Source organism: Pseudomonas deceptionensis (genome assembly GCF_900106095.1).
Classification (GTDB): domain Bacteria; phylum Pseudomonadota; class Gammaproteobacteria; order Pseudomonadales; family Pseudomonadaceae; genus Aquipseudomonas; species Aquipseudomonas deceptionensis.
This window is the reverse complement of the sequence record NZ_FNUD01000002.1, coordinates 3286112-3305709: the sequence shown is the minus strand read 5'-3', so window position 1 is coordinate 3305709 and position 19598 is coordinate 3286112. Positions and strand designations below refer to the sequence as shown.

Genomic DNA, 19598 nt, shown 5'->3' with positions numbered 1-19598 from the left:
ACCTTTTGATTAATCAGACACAAAGCACAAGGCGCGCAGCCCGAAAAACAGACCACGCGCCCGGTGCAGAACAGGGATCAGCGTTACTTTGCAACCACCGGCTGTGACAGCACCTGAGCGGCAACCACTGCCGTAATTGGCTTGGGCTTGCCCAACCGATCGGGCTTCCTGTGCTTGCCACTGTCGAGGGTGAAGATTGAGACGAGGGTAAACAACAACGCCGAGCTGCCCAGCAGGATGTAGGTCTGCCGGAAACCGTACACCTCATACATATGGCCGGCCAACGGCGAGATGATCGCAGCCCCTACCCCCTTGGCAAAAACAAACGCCACCATGTAAATGGTGGCCGACAGCCGCGTTCCGAACACGTCCTCGATGTACTTGAACATGCCGATAAACACCAGGGGCACTTCCAGGGCGTGGAGCATCTTCAACGCCACCACTTCAAACGTCGTCGTCGCGAGCCCTGAACCTGTGATGCGCACCCACATCACCAACCCTGCAATGATCAGGGCATTCTTGCCACCAATGCGGTTCAGCAAGCCGGGGATCAGGAACATACCCAGTGCAACCATGCACTCCGTAAGTGTGGTGACAAACCCGAACACTTGCGTGCCTTGCTGCGGCGAGTCGAAGAAACCACGGAAGTAATTCACAAACTGCTGGTCAAAAATGTCGTACAGGCAGGCGACACCGACCACATACAGCACCAGAAACCAGAAGCGTCGATCCAGCAACAGGCTGCCAATGGCGGCATAGGAAACGGGGGGCGTTTTATCCGGGGCATCACCCGAAGGCATCGCGTTCAGGCACGGTTTGATGCGGTAGACGAGCACGGCCATCAGCACCGCACACATTGAACCGAGCCAGAAAATCGATTCGGGATTGGTGCTGATCAGCATCCCCGAAATCGCCGCCGAAAAACCGAAACCAATGGCACCGAACATCCGCACCCGACCATAGGGGATATGGTTGGCCCGACAGGCTTTTTCGATATACACCTCCAGCGCACCACCGCCAGCGGCGAAGGTAATGCCCAGGTAAACACCACCCACCAGTGCAGCCAGCATCAGGTGGGAGCGCAGCAGCGGCGCAAATACCCAGTTCATGAAGGGCGCCAGCAAAATCAACAGACCGATGACCACGCACAACAGATGCTTGCGATGATCCAGGCGATCGCTCAGCACACCGAACAGCGGCTGGAACAGCATGGCAAACACCGCTTGGGAGCCAAACATCAAACCGATAGCGCCGGCATCCAGTGTGCCGACATCCCCCAGCCATACCGCAAGAAAAGGCGCCGTTCCGCCCGTGATGAAGTAGTAGAAAAAGAAGATCATGCCGTATTTGAAAAACGGCAGAACCCCGCCAGTTGCAGTACCGAGCGTCAAGTTCATAGGTCCACCCTGGACTCATTGTTTTTATGGACAAACGTGCCTTGACTGCTCACTCGCGCGTGCTTGAACGCCAGCCTCGGTGAATCCGCGGATCGCGCCAGGGGCTGGCCAGTGGTCAAGGCAGTTTGACTGGTACTTCGGGTAGAATTTCAGGCTAAGACCGCAGGTTCCCCGCGCTTACCCCAAGTGTGGCAACCAGCCCTCGTGTGCCTCGATCAGGTCGTCGACCATGGTCGCAATTTCGTCGAGGCTCAGTTCGGCGGCGGCATGGGGGTCAAGCATCACGGCCTGCTTGACGTGGTCGCGACGACCACTGGCCAGGGCTTCCACGGTCAGGAGTTGAACGTTGATATTGGTTTGCATCAAAGCGGCAAGACCTACCGGCAGATTACCTACCCGGGTCGGTTGAATACCATTGTGGTCCACAACGCAGGGCACCTCTACGCAGGCATTATCAGGCAGATTGCTGATCAGTCCAGCGTTCATCACGTTGCCGTTAATAACAGTCGGTATACCTGTGAGTTCGGCCTCGATGATCAGTGATGCATATTCATGGCTGCGGCAAACCTTGACCCCTTCACCGTTGATCAGCGCCTGTTCCTGCACGCCCCATTCGCTGATCTGCTCCTCGCAACGACGCAGGTATTCATCCAGCGGAATATTGAACTGCTCGATCAGGTCAGGACGGTGGCGCTTGATGAACCAGGGCACGTATTCGGCCAGGTGCTCGGAAGACTCGGTCGCAAAATGGCCGAAGTGCTTGAACACTTCGTAGCGCACCCGGTTCCAGTCAGGGACCTTGCCTTCATCGAGCACTGCGCGGATACGCGGGTAAAGATCCTCGACGCTGCCATCGGCCAGCAGGCGCTCGAACGAGGTGTAAAAGGACATGTGGTTAATGCCGGCACAGCGATAGCGGATCTCTTCGACAGGCACGCCGATGTCCAGCGACAGCTCTTTGGCCGTGCCCTGTACGGAGTGGCAGAGCCCGACCGTGCGCACCTCGGGAACAAAGCGGTTGAGGGCCATGCAGTTGATGGCCATCGGGTTGACGTACTGCAACATCAGGGCGCCGGGGCACAGTTCGCGCATGTCCTTGGCGATGTCCACCAGCACCGGGGCGGTACGCAAGCCACGCATGATGCCGCCGATGCCCAGGGTATCGCCGATGGTCTGGCGCAGGCCGAAGCGCTTGGGGATCTCAAAGTCGGTCACGGTACCTGGCTTGTAGCCTGCAACCTGAATCATCGTGACCACATAATCGGCCCCTTCCAGCGCTCGCCGGCGATCGGTCGTCACTTCGATCCGTGGCGACACACCAAGGGACTCGGCGATCTTGCCGGCCACCATTTTCGAGGTTTCCAGGCGGTGCAGGTCGATATCCATCAACGCAATATGCGCATTGCGCAACAGCTCGACGTGCAGCAGGTCGCCCAGCACGTTTTTCATGAATACCGTGGAGCCGGCACCTATCAGGGCGATCTTTGTGGTTTTGAAAGTCATCTGCTTATCCTTGTTCTATTCGCAGTGGACACAGGTAAATAAATATCAGAGCATCACGACGGTTCAGGCCTGACAGAGGCTTGCCGGGAACCGCTTGATATCTATGGTAGGAGGCGGCCCACCACCTGAATAGACGAGATTTATGCGATGACGGGTAGTTTTGTGCTCAACGACATGATGGCAAGAGGGCCGGCAATAAAAGTCATTTCGCTGCCCCGCGGCAGACATCAGCTGCACACCATGCCGACCAATGCCGGATACGACCGGGTACAGGACGCGTCCTATTGCTGGGACGGTCGCAGGCGTGGCGACACCCCGTTCGTGATCCTGCAACACACCCTTGCCGGCGAGGGCAATTTGCGGTTCGAGGGGCGCCACCACCGGCTCAACCCCGGGGACACGATGTTGCTGCTGGTCCCCCATGACCATTGCTATTGGCTAGAGGCTGGCAAGAGCTGGGAGTTCTTCTGGGTCGCCATGTACGGCAAGGAGGCGCTGCGGCTGCAACGGGAATTGCTGGCGGAGCGCGGGCCGGTTTTACAACTGACCGGCCAGACCATTGAGGCCCTGGCCACCAATATTGATACCTTGATCCACACCCCGCAATTGACGGCTGGCCGCGCCTCCGCGCTGGCCTATGAAGCGCTGATGCTGCTGCATGATGACTTGTGCGTACAGGATCCCACCCTCCCCACCAGCGGCTCGTGTGTGGTGGCGACTATCCAGAACCACGTGCACGCCTGCCTGAGAACGGGGCCGGACAAACACAGCCAGCCCACCGACACGGATGAGCTGGATGTGGCCAGCCTGGCCCGTATCGCCGGGCTGAGCCGCGCCCATTTCTCCCGGGTGTTCACCCGCGCCGCCGGTATGTCACCTGCCGAGTATGTGCTGCACGAACGCATGAAACGCGCAGCACATCTTCTCGAAGTCACCGATCTGTCGATCAAGGCCGTTTCACTGTCGGTCGGCATCAGCGACCCCAACTACTTTTCGAAACTGTTCCGCCGCGCGTTTTCCCTCTCACCCAGTGAGTTTCGCCTGAGCGGTTTTTACGTCAATAATCTGGGGACAAACTAAAAGACGCCATTCCCCGACCTTCTTAAAGAGGAAGCCATTGATGCAGAACATTCAATTTGACCGGATTGTTGACCTCAGCCACCTGATCACGCCCGACCTCCCCGTCTGGCCCAATGACCCGCCAGTGATTTTTACGACCCAGGCATCCTTGCAAGAGGACGGCTATTACCTGCGCAACTTCAGCATGGGCGAGCACAGCGCAACCCATATGAACGCCCCCAACAGTTTTTACCCCGATGCCATGGGCATCGACGGCTACAAGCCTGAGGCTCTGGTTCGACCGGCAGTGGTTGTTGATGTCCAGGCTCACACCTGTAGCAACCCTGACTATGTGATCAGTGCTCAGGACATCGAGCTCTGGGAGCAGGTCAACGGAGTCATTGCCCCCGGCTCTGTTGTGCTTTTCCATACCGGCTGGCAATCGCGCTGGCTGGAGCCCGGGAGGTTTATCAATGCCGACGCCCAAGGTCTGCACTTCCCAGGCGTCGGCGCCGCCGCGACCCGGTTCTTGCTGGAGCATCGCGCCATCGCCGGAATCGGCATCGACACCCACGGGGTGGACCCGGGGCAGGAAACATCCTTTGCCTGCAATCGTCTGGTACTGGCGCAGGGTGGCATCATCCTCGAGTGCCTGAACAACCTCGACCGGTTGCCACCAACGGGCAGCACGCTGGTTATTGGCGTACTACGCCTACAGGCGGGATCAGGCTCACCCGCCAGCGTGCTGGCGTTTGTACGCTGAGCGACTACCGGCACACGGCTCCCCCGGGCGAATTCGTATACCATATTTGCTTTCCCTGGGAATGACGACGACCGTGGCCCACCCAAAATTCAATGCTCCTGACCTTGGCAACTCACCTTCCACGTCGGAAATCATCACCCTGCATCTGCGCGACGCCATTGTGGCCGGGCACTTCGCTGAAGATGAGCCGATTCGCCAGGACGATATCGCCCGCCAGTTCAATGTCAGCAAGATCCCCGTGCGCGAAGCCCTCAAGCGGCTCGAAGCCGAAGGTCTGGTTATGTTCCAGCGCAATCGCGGGGCTATGGTCACGCGGATTTCAGAAGCCGAACTGGCGCAGATGTTCGAAGTGCGCATGCTGCTTGAAGACAAGCTGCTGCGCCTGGCCATCCCCAACATGACCGAAGAGACCTTCACCCGAGCCGAACGCATCTGCCAGGAGTTTGTCGGCGAGGATGACGTGGGCCGTTGGGCCGAACTCAACTGGGAACTGCACGCCTGCCTCTACGAGCCTGCACAACGACCCTTTATGATCAGCCTGATTCGCTCGGTCAATGACAAGCTTGAACGCTACCTGCGCATCCAGATGAGCTTGTCGGCAGGCAAGCACCGCGCCGACCACGAACACCGGCAAATCCTCGACGCCTGCCGCGCCGGTGATGTGGAGCTGGCTGTGGGGCTGCTGGACGAGCACATTGCCGGGGTCTGCAAAACCCTGTTCGAGCACCTGCCCCAAAGCCATTGACCGACACCCGTACTGTGCTGATTTCGTCATCGGCGCAGGGCAAAACCATCAAGCCATTTGCGCGGCGTGGAAAAGCCCGTGTTCCGTAGTGGGGCACGCCACACCGCGCTGCTCCCTTCTGTAACACCCCCCCGCTACCCATCACCGCAAATCTGCGTTTCACCGCACCCTGGAGCGGCGTAAAAAACACCCCGCGCACACTATTTCAGGGCATGTAGGAAAAATCGGCACAGCGATTGCTAAATAAATATCGTATACGAAATCCCCAATCCGATATTCAACAGCACTTCAACGACTCCGAGGCTTCTATGAAAAACCCCGTATTTGCCGTAGCCCTCAGCGCTGTTCTCAGTAGTTCCTTTATCGCCACGGCCCAGGCCGACAAGCTCGATGACATCATTGGTTCGGGCAAGCTGCGCTGTGCCGTGACCCTGGATTTCCCGCCAATGGGTTCCCGTGACGAAGCCAACAAACCGGTGGGCTTTGACGTGGACTACTGCAATGACCTGGCGAAAGTACTCGGAGTCGATCCCGAAATCGTCGAAACCCCCTTCCCCGACCGTATCCCGGCGCTGGTCTCCGGGCGTGCGGACATCATCGTAGCGTCCACTTCCGACACCCTGGAGCGGGCTAAAACCGTGGGCCTGAGCATCCCTTACTTTGCGTTCCAGATGGTGGTGCTGACCCGCGACAATACCGGCATCAACAGCTTCGACGACCTCAAGGGCAAGGCTCTGGGCAACACCAGCGGCACCTATGAAGCCATCGCCCTGGAAAAAGACGTGAAAAGCTGGGGCAGCGGCTCGTTCCGCGCTTATCAGTCGCAAAACGACACCCTGCTGGCCGTCGCCCAAGGCCATATTGAAGCCACCGTCGTCACCAATACCGTGGCCGCAGCTACCCTTAAATCAGGCAAGTACAAAAACCTGAAAGTCGCCGGTAACGCGCCTTACGTGGTTGATTACGTGTCCCTGGGAGCCAAACGCAACGAGTACGGCCTGCTCAACTACCTCAACCTGTTCGTCAACCAGCAAGTGCGCACCGGGCGCTACAAGGAGCTGTGGGTCAAATGGGTCGGGACCGAGATTCCACCGGCTGATCTGACCGTACCTCACGTCTACTACTGAGGTATCCAGCATGTCTGGGAAATCTTCTCTTGCCGGTCGCAGCCTGGTTGACGGCGCTGCCTTTGGCCCACTGCTGCACGCCGATGTCGGCCTGAGTTTCTGGGGCGGCGTCGACCCCTGCAGCGGTGAGGTGATTGACCGTCACCACCCGCTCAGCGGCCAATGCCTGGCCGGCCGGGTGCTGGCGATCCCGAGCGGGCGCGGCTCCTGCACGGGCAGCAGCGTGCTGATGGAGTTGATCAGCAATGGCCACGCGCCCGCCGCACTGGTATTGGCCCAGGCCGATGAGATTCTGACCCTGGGCGTGCTGGTTGCACAGACGCTGTTCGGGCGTTCCCTGCCGGTGCTCTGCATCGGCGAAGAGGCCTTCGCGGCCTTGGGTGACAAGGGGTTCGCCCGCGTCGATGGCACCCACCTGCATCTGTTCGATACACAGCCCCGCGATGCCTGGACCCCGCGCCCAGGCGACGTACAACACGACAATCACTCGGTGCGGCTCACCGCACACGACCGGGCACTGCTTGCCGGCGAGTTCGGCAAGGCTGCTCAGGTGGCCATGCAGATCGTTCTGCGCATGGCGCAGCTGCAAGGGGCCGAAGAACTGATCGACATCACTCAGGCCCATATCGACGGCTGCATTTATACCGGGCCTTCAAGCCTGCGTTTTGCCCGACAACTGGTGGAATGGGGCGCCAAAGTACGGGTGCCCACCACCCTCAATTCAATTTCGGTAGACCAGCGCCGCTGGCGCGAACTGGGTATCGACCCGGCACTGGGCGAACCGGCCAGCGCCTTGGGCGACGCCTACATGGCCATGGGTGCACAACTGAGTTTCACCTGCGCCCCTTACCTGCTCGACAGCGCGCCCAAGGCGGGCGAGCAAATCGTCTGGGCCGAGTCCAACGCGGTGGTTTACGCCAACAGCGTGCTGGGGGCACGCACGCTCAAATACCCCGATTATCTGGATATCTGTATCGCCCTCACCGGCCGTGCACCCCTCACTGGCTGCCATCTGGACGCTCGGCGCAAAGCCCGACTGCACGTCGAACTACCGCCCCTGGCCAACCTCGATGATGCGTTCTACCCCTTGCTGGGCTACCACATCGGCGCGCTGGCCGGCAGCCGTATCCCGCTGATCTCGGGGCTGGAGCAGTATCACCCGGACCTCGACGACCTCAAGGCATTCGGTGCGGCCTTTGCGACAACCTCCTCGGCGCCGCTGTTTCATATCGCCGGGGTGACCCCCGAAGCGCTCGACCCGGCACAGGTGCTGGACGGCCCGTTGCCGGTGACCCGTATCACCCTGCCGGACTTGCTGCTCAGCTGGCAGGAACTCAACAGCGCACGCGACCCCGGTGTGGACGTAGTGTCCCTGGGCAACCCGCATTTTTCCCTCAGCGAATTCGCCCATCTGGCCCGGCTGTGCCAGGGCCGCCACTGCCACCCGCACGTGGTGCTGGCGATCACCTGTGGCCGTGCCGTACTGGAACAGGCCCGCGCCGCCGGGCATATCGCCGTGATCGAAGCCTTCGGCGCAACGCTGGTCTGCGATACCTGCTGGTGCATGCTCGGTGAGCCTGTCATCCCGCCAGCCGCCAGAAACCTGATGACCAACTCGGGCAAATACGCCCATTACGCCCCCGGCCTGGTGGGGCGCAAGGTGCATTTCGCCAGCCTCGCCGAATGTGTGGATGCGGCGTGCAGCGCCACGGCCAGCGGTCGCTTGCCGCAGTGGCTGCAAACCGCTGCCTTACTGGAGAACCCCGCCCATGTTTGATTACACCTTCCAATGGCGATCAGCCCTGCGCGCCTTGCCGGACATGCTCGCCGGTGCCCTGGTCACGTTTGAAACCGCAGTGCTGTCGATGATCTTCGGGGTACTGATCGCCCTGGCCCTGACCGTAATGCGCGAAAGCAAAAACCCGATGTTGCGCGGTGTCGGCAACGTCTGGGTGTCCATCGCCCGCAACACCCCGTCGCTGTTCCAGATCTATGTCCTGTACTTCGGCCTGGGCTCCCTGGGCCTGCATGTCAGCTCATGGATCGCACTGCTGGCCGGGATCACGTTCAACAATGCCGGCTACCTGGCCGAAAACTTTCGCGGCGGCCTCAAGGCCGTGCCCGAAACCCAGATTCGCGCCGCCCGCTCCCTGGGCATGAGCGCGTTCCAGACCTACCGCATGATCGTTGTCCCGCAGTTGTTGCGCATCGTGTTCTACCCGCTGACCAATCAGATGGTCTGGGCCGTGCTGATGACCTCGCTGGGGGTGATCGTCGGGCTCAACAACGACCTCACGGGCGTTACCCAGGACTACAACGTCAAAACGTTCCGCACCTTCGAATACTTCGCCCTTGCTGCGGCGCTGTATTACCTGATTGCCAAGGCGATCGTTGCAGTAGCCCGGCTGTTGGCCTGGCGACTGTTTCGTTACTGAGGACGAACCCATGTTTTCCACCAGTTTTACCTGGAACGACTTTATGTTTTTGCTGGAGGGGGCCTGGGTCACCCTGCAGCTGACCACATGGGCCATCGTGCTCGGTACCCTCGCGGGCCTGCTGTTCGGTCTGCTGCGGGCGCTGCTGCCACGGGCCAGCCTGCCGCTGGCGTGGGTGCTGGATGTGTTTCGCAGCGTGCCGTTGCTGATCCAGTTTGTGCTGTTCAACTCGCTCAAGAGCATTGTCGGCCTGAACATCAGCGCTTTCAGCGTCGGCTGCATTGTGCTCGGGGTCTACGCCGCCGCGTACTTCACCGAAATCGTGCGCAGCGGCGTACTGGCGGTGCCGTCCACCGTACGCCGGGCCAGCCGGTCCCTGGGCCTGAGCTACCTGCAGGACCTGCGCTACATCGTGCTGCCCATCGCCATGCGCGTGGCGTTTCCCGGCTGGCTCAACCTGGTGCTCAGCTTGATGAAAGACACCGCGCTGGTGATGTGGATTGGCATCGTCGAACTGCTGCGCGCCTCGCAAACCATCGTCACCCGTATTCAGGAACCGATGCTGGTGCTGTGCATCGCGGGCCTTATCTATTACGTCATGAGCCTGGTGGTTGCCCGCCTTGGCGCTCGCCTGGAAAAAAGGTGGCAAGAAAATGATTGAGATCGACAACGTCCACAAATCCTTCGGCGACCTTGAAGTGGTCAAGGGTGTCAGCCTGACCGTCAACAAGGGCGAAGTGGTATCGATTATCGGCGGCTCCGGCTCCGGCAAGTCGACCCTGCTGATGTGTATCAACGGCCTGGAGCCGATCCAGAAAGGCCATATCCGCGTCGACGGGATCGAAGTCCACGACCGCGCCACCAACCTCAACCACCTGCGGCAAAAAATCGGCATCGTGTTCCAGCAATGGAACGCCTTCCCGCACCTCACCGTGCTCGAAAACGTAATGCTGGCGCCGCGCAAGGTACTGGGTAAAAGCAAGGCCGAAGCCGAGGCCCTGGCGGTGCAGCAACTGACCCACGTGGGCCTGGGCGACAAGCTCAAGGCCTTCCCGGGCAAGTTGTCCGGCGGCCAGCAACAGCGAATGGCCATCGCCCGCGCCCTGGCCATGTCGCCGGACTACATGCTGTTTGACGAAGCCACCTCGGCCCTCGACCCCCAGCTGGTGGGGGAAGTGCTGGACACCATGCGCATGCTCGCCGAAGACGGCATGACCATGGTCCTGGTGACTCACGAAATCCGCTTTGCGCGGGATGTGTCCGACCGCGTGGCGTTCTTTCGCAATGGCCTGGTGCACGAAATCGGCACCCCCGATCAAGTCATCGGCAACCCCGTGCACGCGGAAACCGCGGCCTTTCTCAAGTCGGTCAAATAGTTCAGATCACCGTGGGCGCGGGCTTGCCCGCGATGAAGTTCACACAGACACAACAAGGAGCAAACCATGCGTTCATCGAAAGTCATTCATGTGGTCAGTTGTCACGCCGAGGGCGAAGTCGGTGATGTGATCGTTGGCGGCGTGGCCCCGCCACCCGGGGCCACGGTGTGGGAGCAGTCCCGCTGGATTGCCCAGGACGAAACCCTGCGCAACTTTGTGCTCAATGAGCCCCGTGGCGGGGTGTTCCGCCACGTCAACCTGCTGGTGCCGGCCAAGGACCCGCGGGCGCAAATGGCCTGGATCATCATGGAACCGGCCGACACGCCGCCGATGTCGGGTTCCAATTCCATTTGCGTGTCCACCGTGTTGCTCGACAGCGGGATTCTGCCGATGACCGAACCCCAGACCCGGCTGGTGCTCGAAGCGCCGGGCGGGCTGATCGAAGCCGTGGCCGAGTGCCGCAACGGCAAGGTGGAGCGGGTTGAAATCAAGAACGTGCCCTCCTTCGCCGACCGCCTGGATGCCTGGATCGAAGTGGAAGGCCTGGGCTCGATCAAGGTCGACACTGCTTATGGCGGCGACAGTTTTGTGCTCGCCGATGCCAAGGAGCTGGGGTTCTCCATCAGCCCTGACGAAGCCAAAGACATCGTCGAGATGGGCCTGAAGATCACCCGCGCCGCCAATGAACAACTGGGCTTCGTCCACCCGCTGAACCCTGACTGGTCGCATATTTCCTTCTGCCAGATCGCCGCCCCCCTGGTGTATGAAAACGGTATCGCCAGTGGCGCCAACGCCGTGGTAATCCGCCCCGGCAAGATCGACCGCTCGCCCTGTGGCACCGGTTGCTCGGCGCGCATGGCCGTGTTGCAGGCCAAGGGCGTGTTGAAAGTCGGGGACCGTTTTGTCGGGCGTTCGATCATCGGCTCCGAATTCCATTGCCGCATCGACTCCATGACCGAAGTCGCCGGGCGAGCGGCCATCTATCCCTGCATTTCCGGGCGCGCCTGGATCACCGGCACCCACCAGCACATGCTCGACCCGAGCGACCCGTGGCCACAAGGGTATCGACTGTCTGATACCTGGCCGGGAGCCCATTAACACGCTGGAATCTGCGCACATCTGTAGCCACTGACGAGGCACGAGGCTGCGATAAGGTCTGAAGGACCTTCAAAAACACAGGGCGGTTTCGCCGCCTATCGCAGCCTCGTGCCTCGGCAGCGGCTACAGGGTCGCCACAAGCCCGGATTGATTAGCACAACACACTCGAAATAAATCGTATACGAAATACTATTTATACAGCCGAAGGCAACACACCATGACCGATCGCCCCGGCCCCAGCTTTCATGCCCCTACAGGACACACAGCATGTCGACACAACCTTCTCACGCTACAACCACCCCGGCGGGACTAAAACGCGTCGTGGCCGCCGCCATGGCCGGCACCGTCGCCGAATGGTATGAGTTTTTCCTTTATGGCACGGCCTCGGCACTGGTCTTTGGCCAGTTGTTCTTCCGCCAGACCGACAGCCCGATTGACGGCATCATCGCGGCCTTTGCCCTCTACGCGGTCGGCTTTCTGGCGCGCCCCTTGGGCGGACTGGTATTTGGTCACTACGGGGACAAATTCGGGCGCAAGCGCCTGCTGCAACTGAGCCTGGTGGTGGTGGGCATCACCACCTTCCTGATGGGTTGCCTGCCCGGCTTCGAGACGATTGGCTACGCCGCGCCGGTGCTGCTGGTATTGCTGCGCCTGATTCAGGGCTTCGCTTTTGGCGGGGAATGGGGCGGCGCCATTTTGCTGGTTTCCGAACACTGCCCGGACAATCGCCGGGGCTTCTGGGCCAGCTGGCCGCAAGCCGGGGTGCCCGCCGGCAACCTGGTCGCCACCGTCGCCTTGCTGCTGTTATCGACCACCCTTTCAGAAGCTGACTTTCTTGCCTGGGGCTGGCGTATCGCGTTCTGGTTCTCCGCGATTGTGGTGCTGATCGGTTACTGGATCCGCACCAGCGTCGACGACGCACCGATCTTCAAGGAAGCCCAGGCCCGTCAGGCACAAAACAAGCAACAGCAACTGGGCGTGGTTGAAGTGCTGCGTCACCATTGGCGCTCCGTGCTGGTGGGCATTGGTGCACGCTTTGCGGAAAACATCCTGTACTACACCGTGGTGACCTTCTCGATCACCTACCTGAAACTGGTGGTACACAAGGACACTTCGCAAATCTTGCTCCTGATGTTCGGCGCGCATCTGCTGCACTTCTTCCTGATCCCGCTGATGGGTTACCTGTCTGATCTGGTGGGGCGCAAACCGGTGTACCTGGTGGGAGCCGTGCTCACTGCGTTCTGGGGTTTTGTCGGTTTCCCGATGATGGACACCGGCAACAACTGGCTGATCATGGCGGCCATCACCCTGGGCCTGGCCATTGAATCGATGACCTACGCGCCTTACTCGGCGTTGATGGCCGAGATGTTCCCGACCCATGTGCGCTATACCGCCTTGTCGCTGTGCTATCAGGTGGCGCCGATCTTTGCCGGCTCACTGGCCCCGCTGATCGCCATCACCCTGCTCAACAAGTATCACAGCTCCACGCCGATCGCCTGGTACCTGGTGGGTGCCTCGGTGATCTCGGTCATAGCCGTCAGCCTGACCCGTGAAACCCGCGGCAAGTCGCTGCGTGATGTGGATGCCGAATCAGCAGCGCGCATCTCGGCGCTGGACGACAGCACCGCAGCAGCGCCGCGTCGTGGTGATTCATTGGCGTGAACCCACGCTCTGTAGCCGCTGACGAGTACAAAGCGGTCGTTAAGACGGAACACGCGGTTTGCCTGATTAACCGCGGATGCTGATTTTACGACTGCTGCGCAGCCGAACGCAGCCTTCGTTCCTCGTCAGCGGCTACAGGGTTCGCCGCCTGTTGCTCTTCGTAGCCGCTGACGAGTCGTGCGAGGCTGCGTTCGAGCGCGAAGCGGTCGTAAATACGGAATACGCGGTTTGCCTGATTTACCGTGGACGCTGATTTTACGACTGCTGCGCAGCCGGACGCAGCCTTCGTTCCTCGTCAGCGGCTACGGGGTTCGCCGCCTGTTGCTCTTCGTAGCCGCTGACGAGTCGTGCGAGGCTGCGTTCGAGCGCGAAGCGGTCGTAAATACGGAATACGCGGTTTGCCTGATTAACCGTGGACGCTGATTTTACGACTGCTGCGCAGCCGGTCGCAGCCTTCGTTCCTCGTCAGCGGCTACAGGGTTCGCCGCCTGTTGATCTTCGTAGCCGCTGACGAGTCGTGCGAGGCTGCGTTCGAGCGCGAAGCGGTCGTAAATACGGAATACGCGGTTTGCCTGATTAACCGTGGACGCTGATTTTACGACTGCTGCGCAGCCGGTCGCAGCCTTCGTTCCTCGTCAGCGGCTACAGGGTTCGCCGCCTGTTGCTCTTCGTAGCCGCTGACGAGTCGTGCGAGGCTGCGTTCGAGCGCGAAGCGGTCGTAAATACGGAACACGCGGTTTGCCTGATTAACCGTGGATGCTGATTTTACGACTGCTGCGCAGCCGGACGCAGCCTTCGTTCCTCGTCAGCGGCTACAGGGTTCACCGCCTGTTGCTCTTCGTAGCCGCTGACGAGTCGTGCGAGGCTGCGTTCGAGCGCGAAGCGGTCGTAAATACGGAATACGCGGTTTGCCTGATTTACCGTGGACGCTGATTTTACGACTGCTGCGCTACACATTGTCTTCAGTTCAGCAAGGCTTGAAGATCGTTGTACAAAGCCTGGGGAATCTGGACGCCTTCCACCTGGCTACGCGCCCGCGCCTCATACCGGCGTTGCGACGGCAACCGCGCACCCTGCCCCTCAATACCGGCAAACAACCCCTCAGCCCGAGCCAAATGCTGATCGGTTGCAGCCCCCAGAAAACGCTGCGGATCAAACGCAATAATCAACTCGCCATGGTACGGCGAAGACTTGCTCCCCGCGTCATACGCCAACGATTCAGCACTGGTCAAATCACCGATCAAAGGCCCGGCAATCAGCTCCACCATCGCCGCCAGTGCCGAGCCCTTGTGACCGCCGAACGTCAACATCGCCCCCGCATCAAGCACCACATTGGGATCTGTACTCGGCTGCCCGTGTGCATCCACCCCCCAGCCCTCAGGAATCGCCTTGCCGGCCCGGCGATGCAACTCGATATCACCGCGGGCAATCGCGCTGGTAGCAAAATCAAAGACAAAGGGATTGCGGCCCTCCCGTGGCCAGCCAAACGCAATCGGGTTGGTGCCAAATACAGGTTGATTGCCCCCCGCTGGCGCTACCCAGGCATGGCTCGGGTTACAGGCCAACGCCACCAGACCGGCCGACGTCAGTTGCTCAATCTCCACCCACAATGCAGAAAAATGCACACACCGATTTATCGCCAGCGCCGCAATACCGTTAGCCCGGGTTTTTTCCTTCAGCAATGGCAAGCCCGCCTGAAACGCCAACTGAGAAAAACCGCCCCCCGCATCCACACGCACGATCGAAGGCGCCTGATCGATGACCTGCGGCACGGCATCAGGCGAAACCTTGCCTGCACGCAGCGAATTGACACACCCCAACACCCGGTACAGTCCGTGGGAAGCGCAACCGTCGCGCTCCCCGGCCAGCACCGTATCGCTCACCGCGCGGGCATGGGCCGGGTTGAAACCGTTATGCAACAAGATGGATTCGGCCAGCTCATACGCTTGGGCCAGGGACAGTCGGATCATGGTCAGCTCCTTAACAGACCTTCCAGACTGGCCCATTACAGGGCTCGCGGCTTGATCGATTCAGGCCGGGGCCATGACGAATTCGGCACAACCCGGCTCAAGCGCCGCCAAACGATGGAAGTGCCCGGTAATGGCCTCCACCAACGCCGCATCCTGTATCGGGTGCAACCCCGGATACGGACGCCCGTTGTAGCTCCCGCTGTAGGTCAACACCGCCTCGACGCTGCCGCTGTCCTGGTACAGGGTTCGCATCAACAGGCACTCCTGATCCTTGCTGTCGGGGCAACGCAGCGCGTAATGCAGGGCCAGGGCACTGCCAAACGCCAGCGCGCTGCTGTCGATGCCGTGCTTTTGGGCCAGGTCGATACTGCGGAAAATACGCTCGTTACGTTGCAGCTTACGCAGCGGGTCCCGACCCACACGGGCGCAGGGGTCCTTGAACGACGTGCTGCAACGCTCCAGAAAGGTTTTCGAAAAGTCCGCAACGGCCTGAGCCATGTGCGGGTACTCAGCCACCAGCGCCGGGCCGACTTCCCGGTCAATCAAGTGTCGTGCCAGGGCGTTGACCCGCGGATCTCCCATGCCCTGCCCCAACCAGGAATGCCCCAACAGGCTGGCATACCAGGCAATGATGGCGTGGGGGCCATTCCACAGCAGGTTTTTCATCACCTGGGTCTGGGTGATGTCGTCCACGGTTTTTACCTGGCGCATTCGCTCCAGCAGATTGCTGCACCGCTCGGCATACAACGGCATGTCCGACTCGCTGTTGAACAGGATCAGGTGCAACTGACTCAGCGCATTGCTGGACTGGGCGAAGGGCCGAAAACGGCTGATCAGCCGCTCGTACTCGGGCACTGGCGTCTTGGCGCAGACTTTCGGTGCATCGGCCCCATCACTCAGGCTGTTCTGGAACATTTTCGACTTGATGCGCAACTGGCGCACCAGCGACTCGGTGGAGATTTTAGAGACGATGCGGCTGACCACGGTCTCGGCAAAATGCGTATTGGCCAGGATCTTCTGGCACATCTGGGGGCTGACCAGCAGCTCCAGTTGCGCTTGCACGTGACGACGAACAAAGTCCGCGCCACCAACTTTGTTCAACACGATCAGAATCGTCAGTTCCCGGCCGCGACGTTCATACCGACGGACCAGGCCCCTGGCAATCACATCCGCCTGTTTGCGGATCGCAGGCTCGGGCAGGGTGAGCCCGACGATTTCCGCCACGTCGTACATGTTGATCACCGCCTCGGCGTCGTCCATGTCGATCATGCGCAGGTTTTCGATGGTCTGATCGAAAGACGTGGCGCCATAGCGCACGCTGAACCGGCCGAACGCCTGGATGGTGTCGCGCAACATCCGCGAACGGGTCGCCGCAATGATCTCGCACGGCCGCGTGTAGCCGTCCCAGTGAGAAAAAATCTGCGTCAGGTAGCCGCCGCCCATCGCGCCAAAACCGTGAATACCGGCACTGAACTGGTTGAGGGTCTGGGGGAAGGTTTCGGTGAGTTCCGGGGTGCCCAGGTCGGGCATGCAATCATTCAAGTCACCCAAAAACTGGTGCATGTTCTGATAAGCCTTCAACGCCCCGGCCTTGACCTCGGGCGCCGGTGGTTTGATGTCTTCGATCAGGATCGGCTGCCCTTCGGCGCGGATCGCTGACAGCAGGCCGTTTTCAGAGTCCTCCAGCATCAGGCAATGCCCGGGCAAGCAATTGAGCGCGCTGGCGGCCTTGAGGAAAATCTCCGGATGGGGCTTGCCCTGGGTCACTTCATCGCCGCACACGGTGATGTCGAAATACTTGAGCACGTTGGCATTGATCAAGTACTCCTCGGCGATGGCGCGCCGGCTCGACGTGGCCACGGCCATGGTCAGGCCGTACTTGCGCAAGCGCTCCAGCACTTCCAGCAGGCCGTCCTTGATCGGCACACCATGATTGCGTACATGGGCCAGTTCAAGTTCGTCGGCGCGCTGCCTGACCTGCGCATACGGAAAGTCCTCACCGTGATTTGCCTTGGCCAGGGCTTCGGCTTTTTTGGCGCTCAAGCCCAATGAGCCCATCAGTGTTTCTTCACTGAGCGGCGTGCCGTAAATCTCGAGGGCGGCCTGCTTGAGGGTTTTGAAGCGCAGGCGCTCGGTGTCAAACATGGTGCCGTCCATGTCGAAGATGGCACTGAAAATTCTTTTACCCTGAAAATAAATCATGAGCACAGCTCCTTGTAATGCGAGGCTTCTTGGTTAGCTCGCTGAAACGCTTCGGATCAAAAAGTGGTTTCAAATACAAATGCCGGGCAGCAGGACGCGCCGTTAAAAGCGGGGCGTGAGCGCACCGGAATGGCGAGTGGTCAGCAATAATCAGGCGGGGGGAAGTAACAATGGCGCCAGTTGGCGCAGCTGCCCGAGAAGCAGGGTCTCAGGAGAGGTAAAGCGGTGTTTGCAAGAAGGCGAAAAACAAACCCTGTGACTGCATTGATGCAGCGTTTGACGTGAGGCCCACAACTCGCAATCAGGGATGCGACGTGTGAGCCGAACGGGCGATTGATACGTGTGATTCCATCCATATGACGTTGAAAATCCCTACATTTTTGTGAGTCGACTTCTTAGCTATACCCCATCCAAAGCCTATAAATCAAGGTTTGCGCCACTATTGACCTGTTGTTCGAGAGGGTGTGGCCGCTGCCGCACGCTGCGATGAGCGGCGCTTACAGAAACACTTCAACCGTGGGAGCGAGCCTGCTCGCGAAGATTATTCGCGAGCAGGCTCGCTCCCACGGGGAGGACTGAACGGTTACCGAGTCTCTACAAACGGCATCAGACTTCGCTGTTCCAGATAACCGTGATATTGCCGCGGTACATGCTGCCGGAGTGGTCATCAATCATGCTTTTTACCTGATCGCGAGCCACTTCAAAGTGCAAGGCTGCGGGGCGGTTGTCCAGGTATTGGTTGGGTGAAAAAAACTGAGGGTTTGTACTCAACAGCAGTCGGTTGACCGGTTGGTTTGAGGCATCGCGCAGACCGTTGGGCAGCGTCACTCGCGTCTCCACAGGCACTTCATGCCCTGCGGGGTTCTTGATCGCGCACTGATCGCTCAGCATGTACTCGCATTGCAGCTCTATGCTGAACCTCGTGGAGGCCCACATTTTGAAGCCCTGATCGGCAGCCAGCTTTTGTGGACGGCGCCCGTTGTTCAACCATTGCTGCCAACCGCCTTCAGGGTTGAGGGCCACGGAACCGTACCCCGGCGGGAACTGAAACTTGAGGGTGTGTTCAACACTCAAGGTGAAATTCATGGTGACGAGGGGGTCGGTAGAGGCCAGATTATCGCCAAAGTCGAAGTCCTTGCCCGGCCCCACTGTGTAATTGATCGAGCCTCGGTAAATGCCGCTCTCCATTTTCAGCGGATCAGGGCTGGTCATCAGGTAAGACACACTGGCATTGCGCACCAGAAGCTTATCGATCACATACGCAGGAGATTTTCCACAAGGCGCTGCCACCGGTGTGGACCAGAAGTAATCGGCGTCGATATAACTGGTAGTACTCATCAATGCCCCCAGCACACATGGCGCAGGGGCATTGTACGACCAGGGCAACCCGTCCCAAAGGATAGTGTTGGCTCCATTGGGACCCACATCTTGCTTATCGATAATATCGTAAACACTGCGGGTACGATTGCTCGCGCTGAAGGCAGTTATGGAAAATTTCACCTCAGCTGTCTGCCCCGACGTACTGGTCACTTGAATGGATCTGACCTCGGCTGGGACCTTGATCATCGCACCGTCTCGAATATTTGCGTGCTTGGCCAGAATCGGGCGTTGAGTCTCCGGCTCGATTCCAAGACGAATACTGTACAGCCCTCGGGAATTGCAAAAAGACGGGAACGAGTTGCACAAACCGGAGTTGGGCGTGGTGTTTTTAAACGTGTTGACCTGTGGATTGTTCGGATCGGGTGAAAAACGTGCGGAAATTTCCACTGTTGCCGCCTGAGCCTGTGGCGTTGAAAACCCGACCAGGATGGCCAGACAACCACCCAGCAAACACCTTGCAAGTACGCGCCCTCTTGAGCGCTCCCCCTCATAAACCTTCATGGTTTGAACACTCATATTGATGCTCTTGCAGCCCTCAATCAGCTCTAACGTGTGCGGGGCGCTGAGGGTCGGATGTGGACAATAAACCCACTGAGTAAGTGGGGATGCTTGCGCGCGGGTACGGCAGAATAGTCGGTGCATGCAGTGGGCATGAACAATGATAAACCCGGTTTTAATTGTCAATTATTCGGAGATTTCACGCGTATCAAATCATGTCAACAACTATCAAAATGAAATTTACGTGGTGCCCTGGCTAAAACCAAAGGGTATGAATGATGGCCTCTATCGCTCCCCGCAGGAGGGTCAGAGGGTGCTTTGCCCGGGTGGTTAGGTATGATGGCGCGCTTGATAAACAGGCCTTGGATTCGAGCCTGTCCCAT

Annotated in this window: 15 protein-coding genes; 10 read left to right on the top strand and 5 right to left on the bottom strand. The window is 59.6% G+C overall.

Annotated elements, in window-relative coordinates:
- Nucleotides 1-83: 83 nt before the first annotated feature.
- Nucleotides 84-1397 carry an oligosaccharide MFS transporter gene (locus tag BLW11_RS15105; RefSeq protein WP_048362018.1) on the bottom strand — a complete coding sequence of 438 codons (1314 nt, stop codon included), beginning with the start codon at nucleotides 1395-1397 and terminating at the stop codon, nucleotides 84-86.
- 177 nt (nucleotides 1398-1574) lie between these two features.
- Nucleotides 1575-2900, bottom strand: coding sequence for an alpha-glucosidase/alpha-galactosidase (melA, locus tag BLW11_RS15100; protein WP_048362019.1), 1326 nt, complete (start codon nucleotides 2898-2900; stop codon nucleotides 1575-1577).
- A 147-nt stretch (nucleotides 2901-3047) separates the two neighbouring features.
- Here melA and BLW11_RS15095 point away from each other — a divergent pair, with 147 nt between their 5' ends.
- From BLW11_RS15095 to abaF, 10 genes are all read left to right on the top strand, one after another.
- Nucleotides 3048-3980 carry an AraC family transcriptional regulator gene (locus tag BLW11_RS15095; protein WP_048362020.1) on the top strand — a complete coding sequence of 311 codons (933 nt, stop codon included), beginning with the start codon at nucleotides 3048-3050 and terminating at the stop codon, nucleotides 3978-3980.
- Between the two features lie 40 nt (nucleotides 3981-4020).
- Nucleotides 4021-4722, top strand: coding sequence for a cyclase family protein (locus BLW11_RS15090; RefSeq protein WP_048362021.1), 702 nt, complete (start codon nucleotides 4021-4023; stop codon nucleotides 4720-4722).
- Between the two features lie 73 nt (nucleotides 4723-4795).
- The gene (locus tag BLW11_RS15085) at nucleotides 4796-5467 is read left to right on the top strand and encodes a GntR family transcriptional regulator (protein WP_425272779.1); all 672 of its coding nucleotides are present in this window, start codon (nucleotides 4796-4798) and stop codon (nucleotides 5465-5467) included.
- Between the two features lie 308 nt (nucleotides 5468-5775).
- Complete coding sequence (locus BLW11_RS15080; RefSeq protein ID WP_048362023.1) at nucleotides 5776-6594, top strand: ABC transporter substrate-binding protein; 819 nt, start codon at nucleotides 5776-5778, stop codon at nucleotides 6592-6594.
- A gap of 10 nt (nucleotides 6595-6604) precedes the next feature.
- Entirely contained in the window at nucleotides 6605-8371 is a 1767-nt protein-coding gene (lhpI, locus tag BLW11_RS15075; protein ID WP_048362024.1) for a cis-3-hydroxy-L-proline dehydratase, read from the top strand.
- On the top strand, nucleotides 8364-9029 hold the full coding sequence (locus BLW11_RS15070) for an amino acid ABC transporter permease (protein WP_048362025.1): 666 nt from the start codon (nucleotides 8364-8366) through the stop codon (nucleotides 9027-9029). The genes lhpI and BLW11_RS15070 overlap by 8 nt, the downstream gene beginning before the upstream one ends.
- Before the next feature lie 10 nt (nucleotides 9030-9039).
- On the top strand, nucleotides 9040-9690 hold the full coding sequence (locus BLW11_RS15065; RefSeq protein ID WP_048362026.1) for an amino acid ABC transporter permease: 651 nt from the start codon (nucleotides 9040-9042) through the stop codon (nucleotides 9688-9690).
- Complete coding sequence (locus BLW11_RS15060; protein WP_048362027.1) at nucleotides 9683-10405, top strand: amino acid ABC transporter ATP-binding protein; 723 nt, start codon at nucleotides 9683-9685, stop codon at nucleotides 10403-10405. Before BLW11_RS15065 ends, BLW11_RS15060 begins: the two co-directional genes overlap by 8 nt.
- Nucleotides 10406-10471: 66 nt before the next feature.
- The gene (locus BLW11_RS15055) at nucleotides 10472-11503 is read left to right on the top strand and encodes a trans-3-hydroxy-L-proline dehydratase (protein ID WP_048362028.1); all 1032 of its coding nucleotides are present in this window, start codon (nucleotides 10472-10474) and stop codon (nucleotides 11501-11503) included.
- A 267-nt stretch (nucleotides 11504-11770) separates the two neighbouring features.
- Entirely contained in the window at nucleotides 11771-13165 is a 1395-nt protein-coding gene (gene abaF / locus BLW11_RS15050) for a fosfomycin efflux MFS transporter AbaF (protein ID WP_048362029.1), read from the top strand.
- A 962-nt stretch (nucleotides 13166-14127) separates the two neighbouring features.
- Here abaF and BLW11_RS15045 read toward each other — a convergent pair.
- The 3 genes from BLW11_RS15045 to BLW11_RS24080 form a co-directional block, all read right to left on the bottom strand.
- Complete coding sequence (locus BLW11_RS15045; protein ID WP_048358011.1) at nucleotides 14128-15135, bottom strand: Ldh family oxidoreductase; 1008 nt, start codon at nucleotides 15133-15135, stop codon at nucleotides 14128-14130.
- 60 nt (nucleotides 15136-15195) lie between these two features.
- Nucleotides 15196-17337 carry a bifunctional mannitol-1-phosphate dehydrogenase/phosphatase gene (gene mtlD / locus BLW11_RS15040; RefSeq protein WP_048358012.1) on the bottom strand — a complete coding sequence of 714 codons (2142 nt, stop codon included), beginning with the start codon at nucleotides 17335-17337 and terminating at the stop codon, nucleotides 15196-15198.
- A 606-nt stretch (nucleotides 17338-17943) separates the two neighbouring features.
- Nucleotides 17944-19359 carry a hypothetical protein gene (locus BLW11_RS24080; protein WP_241486096.1) on the bottom strand — a complete coding sequence of 472 codons (1416 nt, stop codon included), beginning with the start codon at nucleotides 19357-19359 and terminating at the stop codon, nucleotides 17944-17946.
- Nucleotides 19360-19598 lie beyond the last annotated feature (239 nt).